The organism is Mesorhizobium sp. M7A.F.Ca.CA.001.04.2.1 (genome assembly GCF_003998485.1).
Classification (GTDB): Bacteria; Pseudomonadota; Alphaproteobacteria; order Rhizobiales; family Rhizobiaceae; genus Mesorhizobium; species Mesorhizobium ciceri.
The window spans coordinates 25,501-42,724 of sequence record NZ_RZQT01000011.1; the positions used below are offsets into that span (position 1 = coordinate 25,501).

The following is a 17,224-nucleotide window of genomic DNA, read 5'->3' on the forward strand; positions in this document are numbered from 1 at the left end:
GCTGCAAGCGCGCGTGGCGGTAGTTCCCCAGGGAGATCGAGCAAGGTCGAATGCGAGGTGACTGCCTGCCGCGACGCTCAACTCGCCGGCGGTGCTCATGGTCAAGATTTGTTGACCTCCACACAACCAGAAATGACTACCGCTTGCCTATTCGTCGGACCATAAGACAGGCCGTGTGATCAGGCCTCGGCTGGCCTGCCGCACAGAAGGCGATCTTGCCTTTGAACGCGGATGCGCCAACTGGGGTAGAGCAGCCGCCTGCATGACGGAATTGGCCACAGCATTGGAACAGCCTCAATTTGCCACCGAGCGGGACCCGAGGCTGAGACTGATTATCCCGATCATCGTCGCCATCGCCTTTCTGATGGAGCAGCTCGATTCCACCATCATCACCACCGCGATCCCCGCCATCGCGCGCAGTCTCGACACGACGCCCGTCAGGCTGAACCTGGCGATCACCACCTACATCCTGACGCTGGCCGTATTCATTCCCGTCAGCGGCTGGTTCGCCGACAGATTCGGCGCACGAAAAGTGTTCGCGCTGGCGCTTTTCACCTTCACCCTCGGCTCGGCGCTGTGCGGGATGGCCAACAGTTTCGGCATGCTGCTGGCGATGCGCGCCCTGCAGGGGCTGGGCGGCGCCATGATGACACCGGTCGGGCGGCTGATCCTGCTGCGCAGCTTCCCGCGCAGCGGGCTGATCACCGCCATGACCTACATGACCTTGCCCGCCATCATGGGGCCTGTGATCGGGCCGCTGCTCGGCGGCCTGTTGACCACTTACGCGTCATGGCGCTGGATATTCTATGTCAACGTGCCATTCGGTTGTCTCGGCATTCTAGCGGCGCTGCGCTTCGTCGACGATTTCCGCGAGGAAGCGGTGCAACGCTTCGACTTCGCCGGGTTCCTGATGGTCGGATGCGGCGTGGCCCTGCTGCAGTTCGGGCTGGAAAGCATCGGGAGGCCGATCATCTCTGTTTCGGCGACAGCGTTGGTGTTGGCCGCCGCGATCCTGCTGCTGCTCGCCTTCGGGCGCTATGCGCGCCGCGTCGTCGCACCGGCGGTCGATCTGACGCTGTTTCGATTTCGCTCGTTCTGGGTCGGTACGCTGGCAGGCGGCCTGTGCCGCGTCGGCCTCAACGGCGTGCCTTTCCTGTTGCCGCTGATGCTGCAGGTCGGCTTTGGTATGAGCCCGGTCACCTCGGGCTCGCTGACATTCGTCGGCAGCTTCGGCGCCTTGCTCATTCGGCCGCTGCTGTCGCCGCTGTTGCGGCGCTTTGGCTTCAATGTCGTGCTGATCGGCAGCGCGATGGTGGGCTCCGCCGCCGTGGCGGGATTTGCCTTGATCGAGGCCGACACGCCGCATTGGATGATCGGCCTCTACGTCTTTGTCTTCGGGATCATCCGGTCGGCGCAGTTCATGACCTCCAACACGCTGTCCTATGCCGACCTGCCGGCCGACAAGCTCAGCCGCGCCACCAGTCTCGGCGGCGTCCTGCAGCAACTCAGCGTTTCCCTGGGCGTTTCGATCGCCGCCATGGTGTTGGGCCTAGTCGCAGGAGAGACCCACATCGTGACAGCGGAACGCTTCCACCAGGTGTTCCTGCTGACCGCGGTCATCCCGCTGCTGTCCATTCCTGGTTTCCTGTACCTGCGTGCCGAGGACGGCGTGCAGGTCAGTGGCCACGTTCGACCGGGCAATTCGCGCAAATGATGCCGAATGCGGATTGCGATCGAAGGATTGCCTCACCGGATCGGTCGATTATCATGAACGGTGGATAACCCGCATGGCCAAGGGCTGCTCCGCAGCGCTGTTGGCGGCAGATGGCGCGGAAAGATTGCGATAGCGAAGCTGGAAACAAGACCGATGTGGGTCAAGGAGCTTTCATCTGGCGAGAAGTTGGCCATCGCCACCGACTGCGAGCGTTTCATCGCCGATGTTCTGAAGCCACGGTTCATCCATGGCCAGCTGGATCGGCTCGACCATCCGCTCGACATCTTCGGCAAGTGGCGAGGAAGCAAATACGGGTTTTCCGCGCGCTATCGTTCGGATGACGGTGAAGAATTCAACACCGCCTTCGCCCGGCTCGACCATGTGGAGGAGCATCTCGCCGAGACCCGGTTCGATCTCATGTGGTACAGGCACACCGGAGCATGGTGGCGGCTGCATGCGGCCGTCACGTTGGACGAGGCCCTGCGTCTTATCGCGGCTGATTCAAGGCTCCAGCCGCCACTATGAACCGCAAGAACAGTCGCCCCCGTTTCGATGTTGATGCCCTGCGCGACCTGGTCGGCAACAAGGTGTACTCGCGTGGCGAGGCCTATTGGCGTGACGGGCTGGTGCAACTGCTGACCGTTGGGTCTAAGCGCGTGCTGGCACAGGTTGCCGGTACGGAAGACTACCGCGTTGAACTGATGGGGCCTGCCGAGTCGATCGAAGGTTCGTGTTCTTGCCGTGCTTTCGGGGATTGGGGCTATTGCAAGCATTTGGTGGCAGCGGCGCTGGCGACAAATGCGGCGGGAAGCGATGGCGAAGCGGAAGGTGCAGGCATGTTCGCGCGTATTCGCGAACATCTGGAGGGCAAGGACAAGACAGCACTTGTCGAGATGATCGTGGATATTGCCGAGCGCGATCCGATCCTGTTGCGCAAGCTGGAAATGGCCACGCTGGCTACACAAAGTGGCGACGAGGTGACACTCGAGGCGCGCCTCGGCAAGATGATCGACGGCGCAACCGCCACGAATGGCTTCGTGGACTACCGCGAGGCTCCCGACTGGGCGCAAGGCGTCAAGGAAGCGCTCGATGCGATCGCGGCCCTCCCGAGCAAGCATGCCGACATCATGCTGAAACTGGCAATTCAAGTCATCGATCAGGTCGAGGCTGCCCTGGAGAACATTGACGATTCCGACGGCCATTGCGCGCCGCTTCTCGACAGGGCATGCGAAATCCACCTACAGGCTGCCCAGGTGGCGCCTTGCGTCTCTGTTTCCCTGGCGCGTGACCTTTTCGAACGCGAGATCAATGGCGACTACGACACCTTCAGTGGCGCGGCCGGTCGCTACAGCGATGTCCTCGGTGAAGATGGATTGGCCGAATACCGTCGCCTCGCCACAGAGGCCTGGGAAGAATTGCCCGCAACCGCCGGCAAGAGCCGGACCGGTCACATACTGAATGGGGATCACTACAGGCTGCGGGAAATCCTCGATTTCTTTGCCGAACGAGATGGCGACGTCGAGGCGCGCATCGCGCTTCGCGCCAAGCATCTGTCGTCACTGGAAGCTTATCTGCAAATCGCCAAACTCTGCCTCTCGTACGGTCGCGCCGATGAGGCCTTGCGCTGGGCCGAGGACGGCCTGTGGCTCTTCGAGGACGATCGGCCCGACGAGCGGCTTGTTTTCTTTGCCGTCGAACTGCTGACCACAGCCGGTCGCGATGCAGATGCCGAAGCACATCTATGGCGCGCATTCGAAAAGGCGCCGAGCCTGGAATTGTATCGGCGGCTGTGCAAGACGGGTGGCGTGGCAGCGCGCGATCGGGCGGTCTCGCGTCTCCAATCCAGATTGGCGGGCGAGAAGTCATCCAAGTGGCACTATCCGGCCGAACTGCTCATCGGCATCCTGATCGAGGAGAAGCGGTTCGACCTGGCCTGGGCGAACACGCGCGAACATGGTGCTTCCGATGGACTGAAGGAAAGGCTCGCACGGGCCAGCGAAGCCACCCATCCGCGCGAAGCGCTGACGATTTATGCCGAACGCGTCAACCGGTTAGCCGAGTTTGGTGGCAATGATGCCTACGCAGAGGCGGCGGCATTGATCGGCCATATGGCCGGCCTGCGCGGGGCATCCGAACACGCCGCTTACCTGGCGGATGTAAAGACCCGCTTCGGCCGCAAGCGCAATTTCATGAAGCTGTTGGCCTGACATGCGACGAGCGGCGATCGAGGAACAAGACCGTTATATGCTGGAACGCCAGCGGCAGTTCCGCGCGGCGGCGGATGTCGTTGCCGATGCCTGGACGCGTTTTCGCGAGGTGGCAGCGGTGGCCGTCATAGGCTCCGTCGCCAAGCCGCTCTGGAAAGAGGTGCCGCGCTTCAGCGAATTCCGGCGCGCACGGATCGAGGTCTGGCATGAATGCAGCGATCTGGATCTGGCACTCTGGCTCGACTCGCAGGAACGCCTCGGCGAACTGCGCCGTGCCGCCGCGCTTGCCCTGCGCAAGGCGTTTGAGAAGGGAACAGGGATCAGTGTCGCCGATCATCAACTGGATATTTTTCTGATCGAACCCGGCACCGACAATTATCTGGGCCGGCTCTGCAAGTTCAGTCAATGTCCGAAAGGGAAAATCGACTGCCTTGTCCCCGGTTGCGGCGAGATCGCCTTCAACAAGCGTGTCGCCGACTTCACGCCGTATGACGATTTGCTCGCCCCGGCCGAAGGTGGAATGCTCTATAGGCGAGGCGTTGGCCGGGTCCGCTCCGCGCATGACCTGCCGCGGACCGGCTGAAAGACGGCAGGGTGAGCCTACCGCTTGACGTCGCAGGCATCGCGCCGATGCCTCCGAAAACGGCAACTCTCGCAGTTTCCAGCGCCGCACGAAAGCGGTGTGTATACGGGCATACTTATATCCGCGCGGGCGGTTTTCCATTAGGCTGATGCGAGGTGGACGGGAGCATCGATTGCGAGGATTTGCGGAAAGCGTGATGCAGGGGCCGCGAACTGTGGCCGAACAGGTCGCCAATGTTCTGCGCGAAGCGATTGCCAGTGGGACCATCAAGGCGGGCACTCCGCTGCGCCAGGACGAATTGGCCGAGCAGTTTGGCTTCAGCCGCATGCCAATTCGTGACGCCCTTCGCCAATTGGAAGCCGAAGGTATTGTTTCCATTCATCCGACAAAAGGCGCGCAGGTCGCCCGGATGGACGGCGCCGAGATCAGTGAAATCTATGCGCTGCGCGAATTGCTCGAATGCGAGGCGTTGCGGCTTTCGCTTCCCAATCTCGCCGGTGACAGGCTCGACGAGGCGGAACAGGTTCTCGATCAGATCGACGCGGAGCGCAATGTCGGCCGATGGGGCGCGCTGAACCGTGCCTTTCATCTGGCTCTCTACGATGCCTGCGGCAACAATCGATTGCTGGCCTTAATCGAGGCGCACCACAATGCCGCCGATCGCTACGTCCGCATCCTGCTGTCGAACCTGGACTATCGCAGCCGCTCGCAGACGGAGCACCGCGATCTGCTGGCCGCCTGCCGGTGGCGCGACGGCGACAGGGCCATAGGCATTCTGAGGCAGCATCTTCGCGAGGGAAGCGAGACGCTGGTCAGCGCGATCAGGGAAGATGGCCTGTCGCGAAAATCCTGACGACATGGCTTGAGTTGCCTCCGCACGATCACTGCCACATATTGCAACATCGCTACTCGATCCGAGGATCATCATGTCCCCCGACAGCAGCCTGCCGGCGCGCGCCCTTGCTCCACGTCGCCACGAAGAGATCCTGCGGCGGCTGGGCGCCCAGGGGTCTGTCAGTGTCGCCGAACTGGCCGGGTTCTTCGATGTCTCGCGCGAAACCATCCGCCGTGATTTGAAGCTGCTGTCGGATAAGGGACGGCTCGGCATCGTCCATGGCGGCGCCGCCCGCTTCGAGCCGAGCGAACCGGCAATGAGCTTGCGCAGCCACGAAAATGCCGGAGGCAAGGCCGCGATCGGCAGGCTGGCCGCCGGTCTTGTAAAGGACGGCATGGTGGTGTTCCTCGATTCCGGCACCACCACATTGGCCGTCGCACAAGCCATGGCCGACCTGCGCGATCTCACCATCTGCACGGCGAGCCTGAAGATCGCGCTTCTGCTGTGCCACGTCTCAGGCATGCGCGTGCATGTGCTGGGTGGCGAAGTCGATCCGGGCGAGGAAGCGGCCTCCGGCATCGACATGCTCGAAGCCATGTCGCGCTTTCGCGTTGACATCGCGTTCCTCGGTGGTGGCGCGCTGTCGCCCGACGGCGAGGTGACCGATTTCACCCGCGCCGGCGCCGAACAGCGCAGCCGCATGATCGCGCTTGCCGCCAAAACCTACTTCGTTCTCGACAGCAGCAAGTTCGCAAAGCTGACGCCGCTCAGGATTCCGAATTTTCAACGCGCCGCCGGCGTGATCGTCGACGCGAAACCGCAGGCTGACATCGCTGAAGCGCTTGCGCGCAAAGGGCCTGAGCTGATGATTGCCTCTTTGATGTGATATTTTGTGGTATTTTGTGTTGATATTTGGAATTCGGCTGCTATGATCCAACCGGTGTCAAAACGGCAGGATGTCCCATGGCAAACGAATTCCCCACGCAAGCGCGCGTCGTCATCGTCGGCGGCGGTATCATTGGCTGCTCGGTCGCCTATCATCTGACGAAGCTCGGTTGGACCGATGTCGTGCTGCTCGAACAGGGGCAACTCAGCGGTGGCACCACCTGGCACGCCGCAGGGCTTGTCGGCCAGTTGCGCAGTCATTCCAACATGACCAGCCTGATCAAATACTCCACGCAGCTCTATGGTGAGCTGGAGGCCGAGACCGGGCTCGCCACCGGTTGGAAGAATTGTGGCTCGCTGTCGGTGGCGCGGACCGCCGACCGCATGACGGTGCTGAAGCGCACGGCCGCATCGGCACGCGCCCAAGGCGTCGAGATCGACGTGATTTCGCCGAAGGAGGCGGCCGATCTATGGCCGGTCATGGCGACCGACGATCTGGTCGGCGCCGTCTGGCTGCCGGGCGACGGCAAGGCCAATCCGACCGATCTCACGCAATCGCTGGCCAAGGGTGCGCGCAATCGCGGCGCGAAAATTTTCGAGCGGGTCAAGGTCGCCGGCATCAGCGTGAAGAACGGCGTCGCCTGCGGTATCGAGACGGACCGCGGCAACATTGCCGCCGAGATCGTCGTCAATTGCGCCGGCCAGTGGGCGCGCAAGGTCGGGCTGATGTGCGGCGTCTCGGTGCCGCTGCATTCGGCCGAGCACATGTACATCGTTACCGGCAGGATCGAGGGCGTGCATCCGGACCTGCCGGTCATGCGCGACCCCGACGGGTTCATCTATTTCAAGGAAGAGGTCGGCGGCCTGGTCATGGGTGGCTTTGAGCCGCACGCCAAGCCGTGGGGCATGAATGGCATTCCCGAAAATTTCGAGTTCGCGCTGTTGCCGGACGATTGGGATCAGTTCGAGATTTTGATGGAAAACGCGCTGGTCCGCGTGCCGCAATTGGCCGAGGCCGAGGTCAAGAAATTCTACAACGGTCCCGAAAGCTTCACGCCGGACAACAATTTTCTCCTCGGCGAGGCGCCGGAACTGAAGAATTTCTATGTCGGCGCCGGCTTCAACTCCATGGGCATCGCCAGCGCCGGCGGCGCGGGCAGGGCGCTGGCGGAATGGATCGTCAACAGCGCGCCGACCATGGATTTGTGGCCGGTCGACATCAGGCGTTTCGCCTCCTTCAACAACAATCCGCGCTGGCTGCATGACCGTGTCAAGGAAACGCTCGGCTTGCATTACGCCATGCCGTGGCCGAACCGTGAACTGGACACGGCGCGGCCGTTCCGCCGCTCGCCGCTCTACGACCGGCTCGCCGCCAAAGGTGCCTGCTTCGGTTCCAAGATGGGCTGGGAGCGCGCCAACTGGTTCGCGGCACCGGGAGAGAAGACCGAGAACGACTATGCCTTCGGCCGCCAGAACTGGCACGAGGCGGTCAAGCGCGAAATGAAGGCGACACGCGAAGCCGTCGCCGTCTTCGACCAGACCTCTTTCGCCAAGCTCCTCGTGCAGGGCCGCGATGCCTGCGCCGTGCTCAACTGGATCTGCGCCGGAAATATCGACGTACCGGACAGTACGTCTGTTTACACGGGCGTGCTCAATGCACGCGGTGGCTATGAGAGCGATCTCACCGTTATGCGACTCGGCGCGGAGAAATTCCTCATCGTCACCGGGTCCGCACAAGCTGTCCACGATGCCGACTGGATCGTCAAAAACATTCCGTCCGATGCGCATGCAATCGTGACCGACGTCACCTCGTCCTACGCGGTGCTGGCGTTGATGGGACCGCGATCACGCGATCTGCTGGGCAAACTCTCCTCGGCCGATCTTTCCAACGCCGGCTTTCCCTTCGCCACCATCCGCGAGATCGATATCGGCTATGCCACCGCCTATGCCAACCGTATGACCTATGTCGGCGAACTGGGCTGGGAACTGATCGTGCCGACAGAATTCGCCGTCGGCGTCTATGAGGCGTTGCATGAGGCGGGCCGTGAATTCGGTCTGCTGGACGCCGGCTACTATGCGCTCGATGCCTTGCGCATCGAAAAGGGTTTTCGCGCCTGGGGCAGGGAGTTGACGCCTGATATCGACCCCTGGCAGGCCGGGCTTGGCTTCGCCGTGGCGATGGACAAGCCAGGTGACTTTATCGGACGCGACGCGCTGGTTGAGACGAAGCCATCGGCAGCACCGGCAAGACGCATCGTGCTGTTCACGCTCGATGATGCCGAGCCGATGCTGTGGGGCGGCGAACTGATCCTGCGCGACGGCAAGCCGGTCGGCGAAATCCGCTCGGCCGCCTACGGCCACACGCTTGGCCGCTCGGTGGCGCTCGGCCTGATCGAGAACGAGGCGGGCGTCGACGCTGCATTTCTCACCGGTCGTCGTTTCGAGATCGACCTTGCCGGCGTTCGCCATGCCGCGACAGCACATCTGCGCAGCCCCTACGACCCGAAGTCGGAGCGGGTGAAGGCTGATGCGGTGGAGATCAGGGCCGCCGCTTAATCCGCTGACATCGAGCGCGCCATATCCAGGAAAGCCCGCACCAGTTTGCCGCCGCTGCGTTCACGCAGGCAGATCAACGCCTCGTCCATCAGGGTCTCGGGAGCATCGATGGTGATCGGCACCAGCCGCGAATCCTGGCCGAATTCGGCCGCCGAGACAAAGCCGATGCCGGCGCCCGAGGCGACGATCTCGCGGACGGCTTCGCGGCCCTCGGCTTCGATAGCCGGCCTCAATTCGATTTTCGAGGCGGCTGCGAGATCTTCGAGTTTCTGACGCGTCTTCGATCCACGCTCGCGCATGACCAGTGATTCCTGCGCGAGCTGCTTGAGGGTGAGCGACTTTTTCGCGGCCAGCGGGTGGTCGACGGATGCAAACGCGATGATCGGCGTCGAGTTGAGTTTCAGCACCTCGAAATCGCGCCCCGTCGGTACCTCGCCCAGCACGCCGATATCGGCATCGTAGCTGTAGAGGCTGCTGATCACCGTCTCGGTGTTGCCGGCGCGCACCGAAACCTGCACGCCGGGGTAGCGGGCCCGGAAGCTGCCGAGAATATGAAGCAGATGATGTGCGGCATCGGCGACGATGCGCAGCGAGCCGGAACGCAGGGCGCGGGACTCCGTCAGGAGTTCGAGCGCCTGTTGCTCGGTATCGAACATGCGGTGGGTTATTTCGAGCAATTTCTGGCCCGAATGGGTCAGCGTGACCTGCTTCTTGTTCCGGTTGAACAGCAGCACATCATACTCTTCCTCGAGCTTGCGCACCTGGTCCGAGATCGCCGGCTGGGTCAGGAAGAGCGCCTCGGCGGCGCGAGAAAAGCCACCGCAGATGGCCACCTGGTGAAAGGCTCGCAACTGGACGTAGCGCATCTCCCGTGCCTCCGACACTTCTGAAATCGCCGACATCTTATCATAAGGATTGCTTAGGAAAAGATCGAAAGGAACGATTTGACTTATGTTTTGCCGACCCTCAGCCTGAGCATGGGTCGACATCCCTGCCGGCCGTTGGCACCGGAGGCGTCGCCATGCAATTTTCCATCATCCTGCTGCATCTGGCGGGTGCGGTCATGCTGCTGCTCTGGGCCGTGCATATGGTGCGCCAGGGTGTCGAGCGGGCCTGCGGGCTCGCTTTGCGTGATGCCCTGAGGCAAGCCCGGGGTGAGCGGATCAGATCGGCCGGTGTCGGCACCGTGCTTGCCGTGCTGCTGCAGAGCTCGACCGCCGTCGCTATCCTGGCGGCCGGGTTTGCCGCCAGCGGCATGGTTTCGGTGTCGGCCGGGCTGGCGATCCTGCTGGGCGCCGATCTCGGTTCCGCCCTAGTCGTGCAGGTGCTGTCGTTCGACCTCAGCTGGCTTGTGCCGGCGCTGATCCTGGTCGGCGGCGCGATGGCCCTGAAGTTCGAAGTGGCTGGCATCAGGCATAGCGGGCGAATCCTGATGGGGGTCGCCTTCGTCCTGTTGTCGCTGCATATGATCGGCGAGGCGACCGCACCGATGCGGCAGAGCACCTTGCTGCCACTGGTGATTTCCTATCTGCGCGCGGACTATTTCACCGCCTTTGCCGCCGCTGCCCTGTTCACATGGCTGATTCACTCCAGCGTCGCGGCGATCCTGCTGTTCGTCACGCTTGCCGCGCAAGGCGTCTTGCCGGTCGAGGTCGGTCTGTTCTTCATCCTCGGCGCCAATTGCGGCGGCGCGCTGATCGCGGTTTGGCTGACGCGCGGCGAAGCCGTCGAGGCGCGCCGTATCCCGCTCGGCAATCTGATCTTTCGCGGCACGGCGGCGCTGGCGGCTTTGTTCGCGCTTCAGGCCGTGACCTTCCCGGCGCATCTGTTCGGCGCAACCGAAGGCCGCCAGCTGGTCAACCTGCACCTTGCCTTCAATCTGGTGCTGGTCATCTGCTGCTTGCCGTTCACCGGCATGATGGAGCGGCTGGTCGCCTTGTTGATCGCAGACAGGCCGGTGGCAAAGGCCGAAGAGGGTGGAGACCTGATGTCGCGCCGCACCAGCGCGCTCGACCGCACCGTCATGCACACACCCGGTCTTGCGCTAGCCAGTGCCACCCGCGAGCTGCTGCGCATGGGCGAAGTCGTCGAGGTGATGCTGCGCCCAGTGATGGATTTCTTCGACGCCGGCACCGGCGACCAGATACGCCAGGCCCAAAAACTCGATGAGGAGGTCAACCGCGCCCATACCGAAATCAAGCTCTACATTGCCGAAGTCAACCGCGGCAGCATGAGCGTAGCCGAAGCGCAGCGCGGCATCGAGCTCACAGACTTCGCCATCAATCTCGAACGCGCCGGCGACATCGTCGCCAAGAACCTGCTCGTGCTCACCCAGGAGCTGCGTGACAAGAACCTGCGCTTCTCACGCGACGGCTGGAGCGAACTGGCCGGGCTTCACAACCGTGTCATGGCCAACATGCAGCTTGCACTCAATGTGCTGGTGTCGAGCGATCTCGATTCGGCGCGGCAACTCGTCGTCGAGAAGGAGCGGATGCGCAGACTGGAACGCACGAGCCACGACCGTCACCTCAAGCGCCTGCAATCGGGAATGCCGCAGAGCATCGACACCAGCGACATCCACCTGGAGGCCGTGCGGGCGCTGAAGGAGATCAACTCGCTGATGGCCTCGGTCGCTTATCCCTTGCTGACGCAGAGCGGTGATCTGCTGGAAAGCCGGCTGGCGAGAGGGGCTGCGGAAGTGAGGGCTCCCGCACTGGCCTGAGGACGGATTCCCGCCCGGCATATCATCATTAAAATCTATAAATCGATACAAAATAACGATTTTACAAATAGATCATTCAGGTCAAGAATAAGGCCACATCGAACGCAGATCGAGCGGAGGACAACATGCTCGCCGAGACGAAATTTGCCGCGGAGCCGCTGGCCAGCCCGGCGCTGGGCGAGCCGTATCTTCTGACCCCGGGGCCGCTCACCACGGCCTATTCGGTCAAGCAGGCGATGTTGCGCGACTGGGGATCGTGGGACGGCGACTTCCGCGCCATGACATCGGATATGCGTCGCCGGCTGCTGGCGCTGACCGGGGACAGGAACGATGAGTTCGACTGCGTGCCGATGCAAGGCAGCGGTTCTTTCTGCGTCGAAGCGATGCTGGGGTCGTTCGTGCCCAGGGACGGCAAGGTTCTTGTGCTGGCCAACGGCGCCTACGGCCTGCGCGCCGCGCAGACCATGCAGTATCTCGGCCGCGCCTATACGCTGATCGACAAGGGCGACTATCTGCCCCCGCGCGGCGACGAGGTGGCAGCGGCCCTCGCGGCCGACCCTGATATCACCCATGTCATCGCCATCCATTGCGAGACCAGTTCCGGCATCCTCAACCCGGTCGCTGAAATTGCCGAAGCCGTCCATGCCAAGGGTCGCAAGCTGCTGGTCGATTCCATGAGTGCGTTCGGCGCCGTGGCGCTCGACGTCAACGAAATCCGCTATGAGGCGATGGTCTCGTCCGCCAACAAGTGCATCGAAGGCGTTCCGGGTTTTGGCTTCATCATCGCCCGCAAGAGCGAACTGGAGGCCGCCAAAGGCAGGAGCCATTCGCTGTCGCTCGATGTCCACGCCCAGTGGGCGCACCTGAACAAGACCGGCCAGTGGCGCTACACGCCGCCGACGCATGTCGTGGCCGCCTTCCTCGAAGCACTGCGCCAGCATGAGGCCGAAGGCGGCGTCGCCGGCCGTGGCGCCCGCTATACGAGGAACCGCGACGTCATGGTGGCCGGCATGCGCGACCTCGGTTTCGAGACACTGCTCGGGGATCGCTGGCTGTCGCCGATCATCGTCACCTTCTTCAATCCGGCTCATGCCAGTTTCGCGTTCGACCGCTTCTACGATCTGATGAAGGACAAGGGCTTCATCATCTATCCGGGCAAGCTGACCGCCGTGGATTCGTTCCGCGTCGGCTGCATCGGCCAGATGGACGAACATGTCATGCGCCGCGTCGTCGAGGCGGCAGCGTTCTCGCTTCATGAAATGGGCGTCGACACCGCCGCCCCACCCGCCGCGGCACTTGCCGAACGCGCCAAACTCGCCGCCTGAAGCGGCCGACTTCGAGGATATCAGATGAACCAGATGTCTCCCATCAGCGTCGCGGTCAACGGCCGCACCTACGCCTGGCCGCGCGTGCCGGCCATCGCCATCTGCCTTGATGGCTGCGAGCCCGCCTATCTCGACGAAGCGATAAAGACCGGGCTGATGCCGGCTCTGGCCAGGATCAAGGAGAAGGGCACGGTGCGCTTTGCGCACTCTGTCATTCCGAGCTTCACCAACCCCAACAATCTGTCGATCGCCACCGGCCGGCCGCCGTCGGTGCATGGCATCTGCGGCAACTATCTCTATGAGCGCGAGACCGGCAAGGAAGTGATGATGAACGACCCGCGCTTCCTGCGCGCGCCGACCATCTTCCAGGCCTTCTACGATGCCGGCGCCAAGGTCGCCGTGGTCACCGCCAAGGACAAGCTGCGTGCCTTGCTTGGCAAGGGCCTCGCCTTCGATGAAGGCCGCGCGCTGTGCTTCTCTGCGGAAAAGTCCGACACCACGACTATAGCCGAGCACGGCATCGACAATGCCTCGAAGCACTTCGGGCTGCCGGTGCCGGAGGTCTATTCGGCAGAGCTGTCGGAGTTCGTCTTCGCCGCCGGCGTCCAGCTGCTGAAGGAATTCCGCCCCGACATCATGTATCTGACGACCACCGACTATGTGCAGCACAAATATGCGCCCGGCGTGCCGCAGGCCAATGCCTTCTACGAAATGTTCGACAAGTACCTGACCGACCTCGATGCGCTGGGTGCTGCCATCGTCGTCACCGCCGACCATGGCATGAAACCGAAGCACAAGGCCGACGGCTCGCCCGACGTGGTCTATGTCCAGGATATTCTCGACGACTGGCTGGGCAAGGACGCCGCCCGCGTCATCCTGCCGATCACCGACCCCTATGTCGTGCATCACGGCGCGCTCGGCTCGTTTGCCACCGCCTATCTGCCTGATGGCACAGACCAGGCCGGCATCATGGCGCGGCTGGCCAAGATCGACGGCATCATGCTGGTCGTCGACAGCCCGACCGCCTGCGAGCGCTTCGAGCTTCCGGCTGACCGCATCGGCGACATCGTGCTGATCTCGACCGAAAACAAGACGATCGGCACCTCAGAACATCGCCATGACCTGGCGGCTCTGAACGAACCGCTACGGTCGCATGGCGGGCTGACCGAGCAGGAGGTGCCGTTCATCGTCAATCGTGTGCTGCCGGAATTGCCGAACGAACCTGTGTTGAGAAACTTCGACGCCTTCTACTACGCCACCATGGCGGCGGCGCTGGCTTGAGTCGAGCGTGATTGTCGACCCCCACTCCGCCGAGCTTCGCTCGGCACCTCTCCACCGATGGACGGGGGAGAGGAAAGGCGCCAGGGTTAGCCGCGGCTTAGCCTGGAAACGTTGAGGCACTGACCTCGCCTGATTTCCTCTCCCCCGTCGATCGGGGGAGAGGTGGCCCGAAGGGCCGGAGTGGGGGTCGATCCTCCGCGCAACAAGAATCTGCTGGAGCAGAACCCATGACCAAGCTCGACCCTGCCATTAAAGTTCGCCACGAGCCGATGCGCATTGCCGGCAAAAAAGTCGATGCCGAAGGCGTCGTCGAGGTTCGCTATCCCTGGAACGACACCGTCATCGGCACCGTTCCGGCCGGCCGCGCCGATCACGCCCGCCAGGCATTCGAGATCGCCGCCGGCTACAAATCGAGGCTGACCCGCTACGAGCGTCAGCAGATACTGTTCCGCACCGCCGAGGCATTGGCCTCGCGCCGCGATGAAATCTCCGATCTCATCACGCTCGAGCTCGGCATCTCCAAGACGGACTCGCTCTATGAGGTCGGCCGCGCCTATGACGTGTTCACGCTGTCGGCACAGATGTGCATCCAGGATGACGGCCAGATCTTCTCCTGCGACCTCACCCCGCACGGCAAGGCGCGCAAGATCTTCACCACTCGCGAGCCGTTGAAGGCGATCTCGGCGATCACGCCGTTCAATCATCCGCTCAACATGGTCTCGCACAAGGTGGCGCCGGCGATCGCCACCAACAATTGCGTGGTGGTCAAGCCGACCGAACTGACGCCGATGACCGCACTTCTCCTGGCCGACATTCTCTATGAAGCCGGCCTGCCGCCGGAAATGCTGTCGGTGGTGACCGGTTGGCCGGCCGATATCGGCAACGAGATGATCACCAACGACAACATCGACCTGATCACCTTCACCGGCGGCGTGCCGGTCGGCAAGATGATCGCCCGCACCGCCGGCTACAAGCGCCAGGTGCTGGAGCTCGGCGGCAACGACCCGCTAATCATCCTCAACGATCTATCGGACGAGGATCTGGCAAAGGCGGCGGACTTGGCAGTGGCCGGAGCGACGAAAAACTCCGGCCAGCGCTGCACCGCGGTCAAGCGCATCCTCGTCCAGGAAAGTGTCGCCGACCGTTTCGTGCCGCTGGTGCTGGAGCGGGCGAAGAAGATCCGCTTCGGCGATCCGATGGACCGCGCGACCGACCTTGGCACCGTTGTGCACGAGAAGGCGGCGGCGCTGTTCGAGGCCCGCGTCCACATGGCTGCCGAGCAAGGCGCCGACATTCTCTACAATCCGGGCCGCCAGGGCGCGTTGCTGCCGCCAATCGTCGTCGATCGCGTGCCGCATACATCCGAGCTGGTCATGGAAGAAACCTTCGGGCCCATCATCCCGATCGTGCGCGCGCCGGACGATGACGAGGCGCTGATCGCATTGTCCAACTCGACCGCCTTCGGCCTGTCGTCGGGCGTCTGCACCAACTCGTTTCCCCGCATGCAGAAATACATCGCCGGGCTGCAGGTCGGCACCGTCAACATCTGGGAAGTGCCGGGCTATCGCATCGAGATGTCGCCCTTCGGCGGCATCAAGGATTCGGGCAACGGCTACAAGGAAGGCGTCATCGAAGCGATGAAGAGCTACACCAATGTGAAGACATTTTCGCTGCCCTGGTCCTGACCGGACGGCATTGACGGATAGAACAATCGAGGGAGCGTTCGCCGCTCCCTCATTCGCATTTCGGAGACCATGATGGCCGCGATATCTGAACTTGTGCACACCGAAGGCGATTCCAACACCACAGCGGCTCGCGGTCGCTGGGATGCCGGGCAGGGCGATCCGCGGATCCGCGGCCTGCTCGATCGCGACGCGGCCGCCTTCATGCACCAGAGCCTGTCCAGCCCCTGTTTGTCGACGATCGCCAAGGCGCAAGGCATCTGGATCGAGGACACCGCCGGTCGCCGCTTCATGGATTTCCACGGCAACAGCGTCCATCACCTCGGCTATGGCCACCCGAGGCTTGTGGCCGCCATCAAGAAGCAGCTCGATGAGCTCTGCTTTGCGCCGCGCCGCTTCACCTGTGAGCCCGCCGTCGAACTGGCCGAGAAGCTGGCGGCATTGGCGCCCGGCAATCTCGGCAAAGTGCTGTTCACTACCGGCGGCTCGGACGCCATCGAGGTCGCGCTGAAGATCGCCCGCGCCGCGACCGGCCGCTTCAAGACGGTGTCGTTCTGGGATGCGTTCCATGGCGCCGGCTTCGGCGCAGCAAGCGTTGGTGGCGAGGCGACCTTCCGCTCGCACATATCAGGCCCGATGATGACCGGCACCGAGCACGTCGCGCCTTGGGACGGCTATCGCTGCCCCTATGGCCACGATTCCCTGGAAGCATCGGGCCTCGCCTGCGCCAACATGATTGCCTACGTCCTTGGCCGCGAGCAGGACGTGGCGGCGGTCGTCGCCGAACCGATGCGGGCGACGCCAAACCCGCCGCCGCCGGGCTTCTGGAAGCGGGTGCGCGAGGCCTGCGACCGGCACGGCACGCTCTTGATCTTCGACGAGATCCCGACCGGCCTTGGCAAGACCGGCAAATTCTTCGCGCACGAGCATGATGATGTGACGCCTGACATCGTCGTCCTCGGCAAGTCGCTCGGCGGCGGCGTCCTGCCGATCGCCGCCATCATCGCGCGCCGCGATCTCGACGTCACCGGTGGCTTCGCGATCGGCCACTACACCCACGAGAAGAACCCGGTGACGACCCGCTCCGCATTGACGACGATCGACATCATCCTGGAGGAAGGGCTGGTCGAGCGCGCGGCCGAACTCGGTCGGCACATGCTAGGGCGCATGCAGCACCTGATGGCGCGCTCGCCCCATGTCGGCGACGTCAGGGGCAGGGGACTGATGGTCGGCGTCGAGCTCGTCGAGGATCGCGATACGCGCCAGCCGGCACGCGATCTCGCCGAGCGCGTCTTCTATGCTTGCCTTGAACAGGGGCTGAGCTTCAAGATCAGCCAAGGCAACGTGTTGACGCTGTCGCCGCCGCTGGTCATTTCGAAAACCGACCTCGACGGCGCGCTCGACATCGTCGAGCGAACGGTGCTGGCGGCCTGA

Annotated in this window: 13 protein-coding genes; 12 read left to right on the forward strand and 1 reads right to left on the reverse strand. The window is 63.0% G+C overall.

The window, feature by feature from the left end:
- The first annotated feature begins 262 nt into the window (after positions 1-262).
- From EN955_RS05815 to EN955_RS05845, 7 genes are all read left to right on the forward strand, one after another.
- Positions 263-1,714, forward strand: coding sequence for a DHA2 family efflux MFS transporter permease subunit (locus EN955_RS05815; RefSeq protein WP_024502473.1), 1,452 nt, complete (start codon positions 263-265; stop codon positions 1,712-1,714).
- Between the two features lie 153 nt (positions 1,715-1,867).
- On the forward strand, positions 1,868-2,239 hold the full coding sequence (locus EN955_RS05820) for a hypothetical protein (RefSeq protein ID WP_050580435.1): 372 nt from the start codon (positions 1,868-1,870) through the stop codon (positions 2,237-2,239).
- Positions 2,236-3,921 (forward strand): DUF6880 family protein, encoded by a 1,686-nt coding sequence (locus tag EN955_RS05825; protein ID WP_024502475.1) that lies wholly within the window; start codon positions 2,236-2,238, stop codon positions 3,919-3,921. The genes EN955_RS05820 and EN955_RS05825 overlap by 4 nt, the downstream gene beginning before the upstream one ends.
- A 1-nt stretch (position 3,922) precedes the next feature.
- Positions 3,923-4,504: a hypothetical protein gene (locus tag EN955_RS05830; protein WP_024502476.1), complete on the forward strand. Its 582-nt coding sequence runs from the start codon at positions 3,923-3,925 to the stop codon at positions 4,502-4,504.
- A gap of 196 nt (positions 4,505-4,700) precedes the next feature.
- Positions 4,701-5,357, forward strand: a complete 657-nt coding sequence (locus EN955_RS05835) for a GntR family transcriptional regulator (RefSeq protein ID WP_032898886.1) — start codon at positions 4,701-4,703, stop codon at positions 5,355-5,357.
- A 73-nt stretch (positions 5,358-5,430) separates the two neighbouring features.
- Positions 5,431-6,225 (forward strand): DeoR/GlpR family DNA-binding transcription regulator, encoded by a 795-nt coding sequence (locus EN955_RS05840; protein WP_024502478.1) that lies wholly within the window; start codon positions 5,431-5,433, stop codon positions 6,223-6,225.
- A 77-nt stretch (positions 6,226-6,302) separates the two neighbouring features.
- A complete protein-coding gene (locus EN955_RS05845; RefSeq protein ID WP_024502479.1) occupies positions 6,303-8,780 on the forward strand; it encodes an FAD-dependent oxidoreductase in 2,478 nt (825 codons plus the stop codon).
- On the opposite strand, the gene EN955_RS05850 is transcribed toward EN955_RS05845, so the two are convergent.
- Entirely contained in the window at positions 8,777-9,646 is an 870-nt protein-coding gene (locus EN955_RS05850) for a LysR substrate-binding domain-containing protein (protein WP_024502480.1), read from the reverse strand. The two genes, EN955_RS05845 and EN955_RS05850, sit on opposite strands and share 4 nt — an antisense overlap.
- Positions 9,647-9,801: 155 nt before the next feature.
- On the opposite strand from EN955_RS05850, the gene EN955_RS05855 reads away from it, so the two are divergent.
- The 5 genes from EN955_RS05855 to EN955_RS05875 all read left to right on the forward strand — a co-directional run bounded on the left by EN955_RS05855 (position 9,802) and on the right by EN955_RS05875 (position 17,224).
- Positions 9,802-11,502: a Na/Pi cotransporter family protein gene (locus tag EN955_RS05855; protein WP_024502481.1), complete on the forward strand. Its 1,701-nt coding sequence runs from the start codon at positions 9,802-9,804 to the stop codon at positions 11,500-11,502.
- 125 nt (positions 11,503-11,627) lie between these two features.
- A complete protein-coding gene (locus tag EN955_RS05860; RefSeq protein ID WP_024502482.1) occupies positions 11,628-12,827 on the forward strand; it encodes a 2-aminoethylphosphonate--pyruvate transaminase in 1,200 nt (399 codons plus the stop codon).
- 24 nt (positions 12,828-12,851) lie between these two features.
- Positions 12,852-14,108: a phosphonoacetate hydrolase gene (gene phnA / locus EN955_RS05865; RefSeq protein ID WP_024502483.1), complete on the forward strand. Its 1,257-nt coding sequence runs from the start codon at positions 12,852-12,854 to the stop codon at positions 14,106-14,108.
- Positions 14,109-14,335: 227 nt separating this feature from the next.
- Positions 14,336-15,793 (forward strand): phosphonoacetaldehyde dehydrogenase, encoded by a 1,458-nt coding sequence (gene phnY, locus EN955_RS05870; RefSeq protein ID WP_024502484.1) that lies wholly within the window; start codon positions 14,336-14,338, stop codon positions 15,791-15,793.
- A 72-nt stretch (positions 15,794-15,865) separates the two neighbouring features.
- Positions 15,866-17,224: an aspartate aminotransferase family protein gene (locus EN955_RS05875; protein ID WP_024502485.1), complete on the forward strand. Its 1,359-nt coding sequence runs from the start codon at positions 15,866-15,868 to the stop codon at positions 17,222-17,224.

Excerpts from the sequence above, each read along its gene's own strand:
- EN955_RS05815 (WP_024502473.1), top strand. The coding sequence starts at position 263 with ATGACGGAATTGGCCACAGCATTGGAACAGCCTCAATTTGCCACCGAG.
- EN955_RS05820 (WP_050580435.1), top strand. The coding sequence starts at position 1,868 with ATGTGGGTCAAGGAGCTTTCATCTGGCGAGAAGTTGGCCATCGCCACC.
- EN955_RS05825 (WP_024502475.1), top strand. The coding sequence starts at position 2,236 with ATGAACCGCAAGAACAGTCGCCCCCGTTTCGATGTTGATGCCCTGCGC.
- EN955_RS05830 (WP_024502476.1), top strand. The coding sequence starts at position 3,923 with ATGCGACGAGCGGCGATCGAGGAACAAGACCGTTATATGCTGGAACGC.
- EN955_RS05835 (WP_032898886.1), top strand. The coding sequence starts at position 4,701 with ATGCAGGGGCCGCGAACTGTGGCCGAACAGGTCGCCAATGTTCTGCGC.
- EN955_RS05840 (WP_024502478.1), top strand. The coding sequence starts at position 5,431 with ATGTCCCCCGACAGCAGCCTGCCGGCGCGCGCCCTTGCTCCACGTCGC.
- EN955_RS05845 (WP_024502479.1), top strand. The coding sequence starts at position 6,303 with ATGGCAAACGAATTCCCCACGCAAGCGCGCGTCGTCATCGTCGGCGGC.
- EN955_RS05850 (WP_024502480.1), bottom strand. The coding sequence starts at position 9,646 with ATGCGCTACGTCCAGTTGCGAGCCTTTCACCAGGTGGCCATCTGCGGT.
- EN955_RS05855 (WP_024502481.1), top strand. The coding sequence starts at position 9,802 with ATGCAATTTTCCATCATCCTGCTGCATCTGGCGGGTGCGGTCATGCTG.
- EN955_RS05860 (WP_024502482.1), top strand. The coding sequence starts at position 11,628 with ATGCTCGCCGAGACGAAATTTGCCGCGGAGCCGCTGGCCAGCCCGGCG.
- phnA (WP_024502483.1), top strand. The coding sequence starts at position 12,852 with ATGAACCAGATGTCTCCCATCAGCGTCGCGGTCAACGGCCGCACCTAC.
- phnY (WP_024502484.1), top strand. The coding sequence starts at position 14,336 with ATGACCAAGCTCGACCCTGCCATTAAAGTTCGCCACGAGCCGATGCGC.
- EN955_RS05875 (WP_024502485.1), top strand. The coding sequence starts at position 15,866 with ATGGCCGCGATATCTGAACTTGTGCACACCGAAGGCGATTCCAACACC.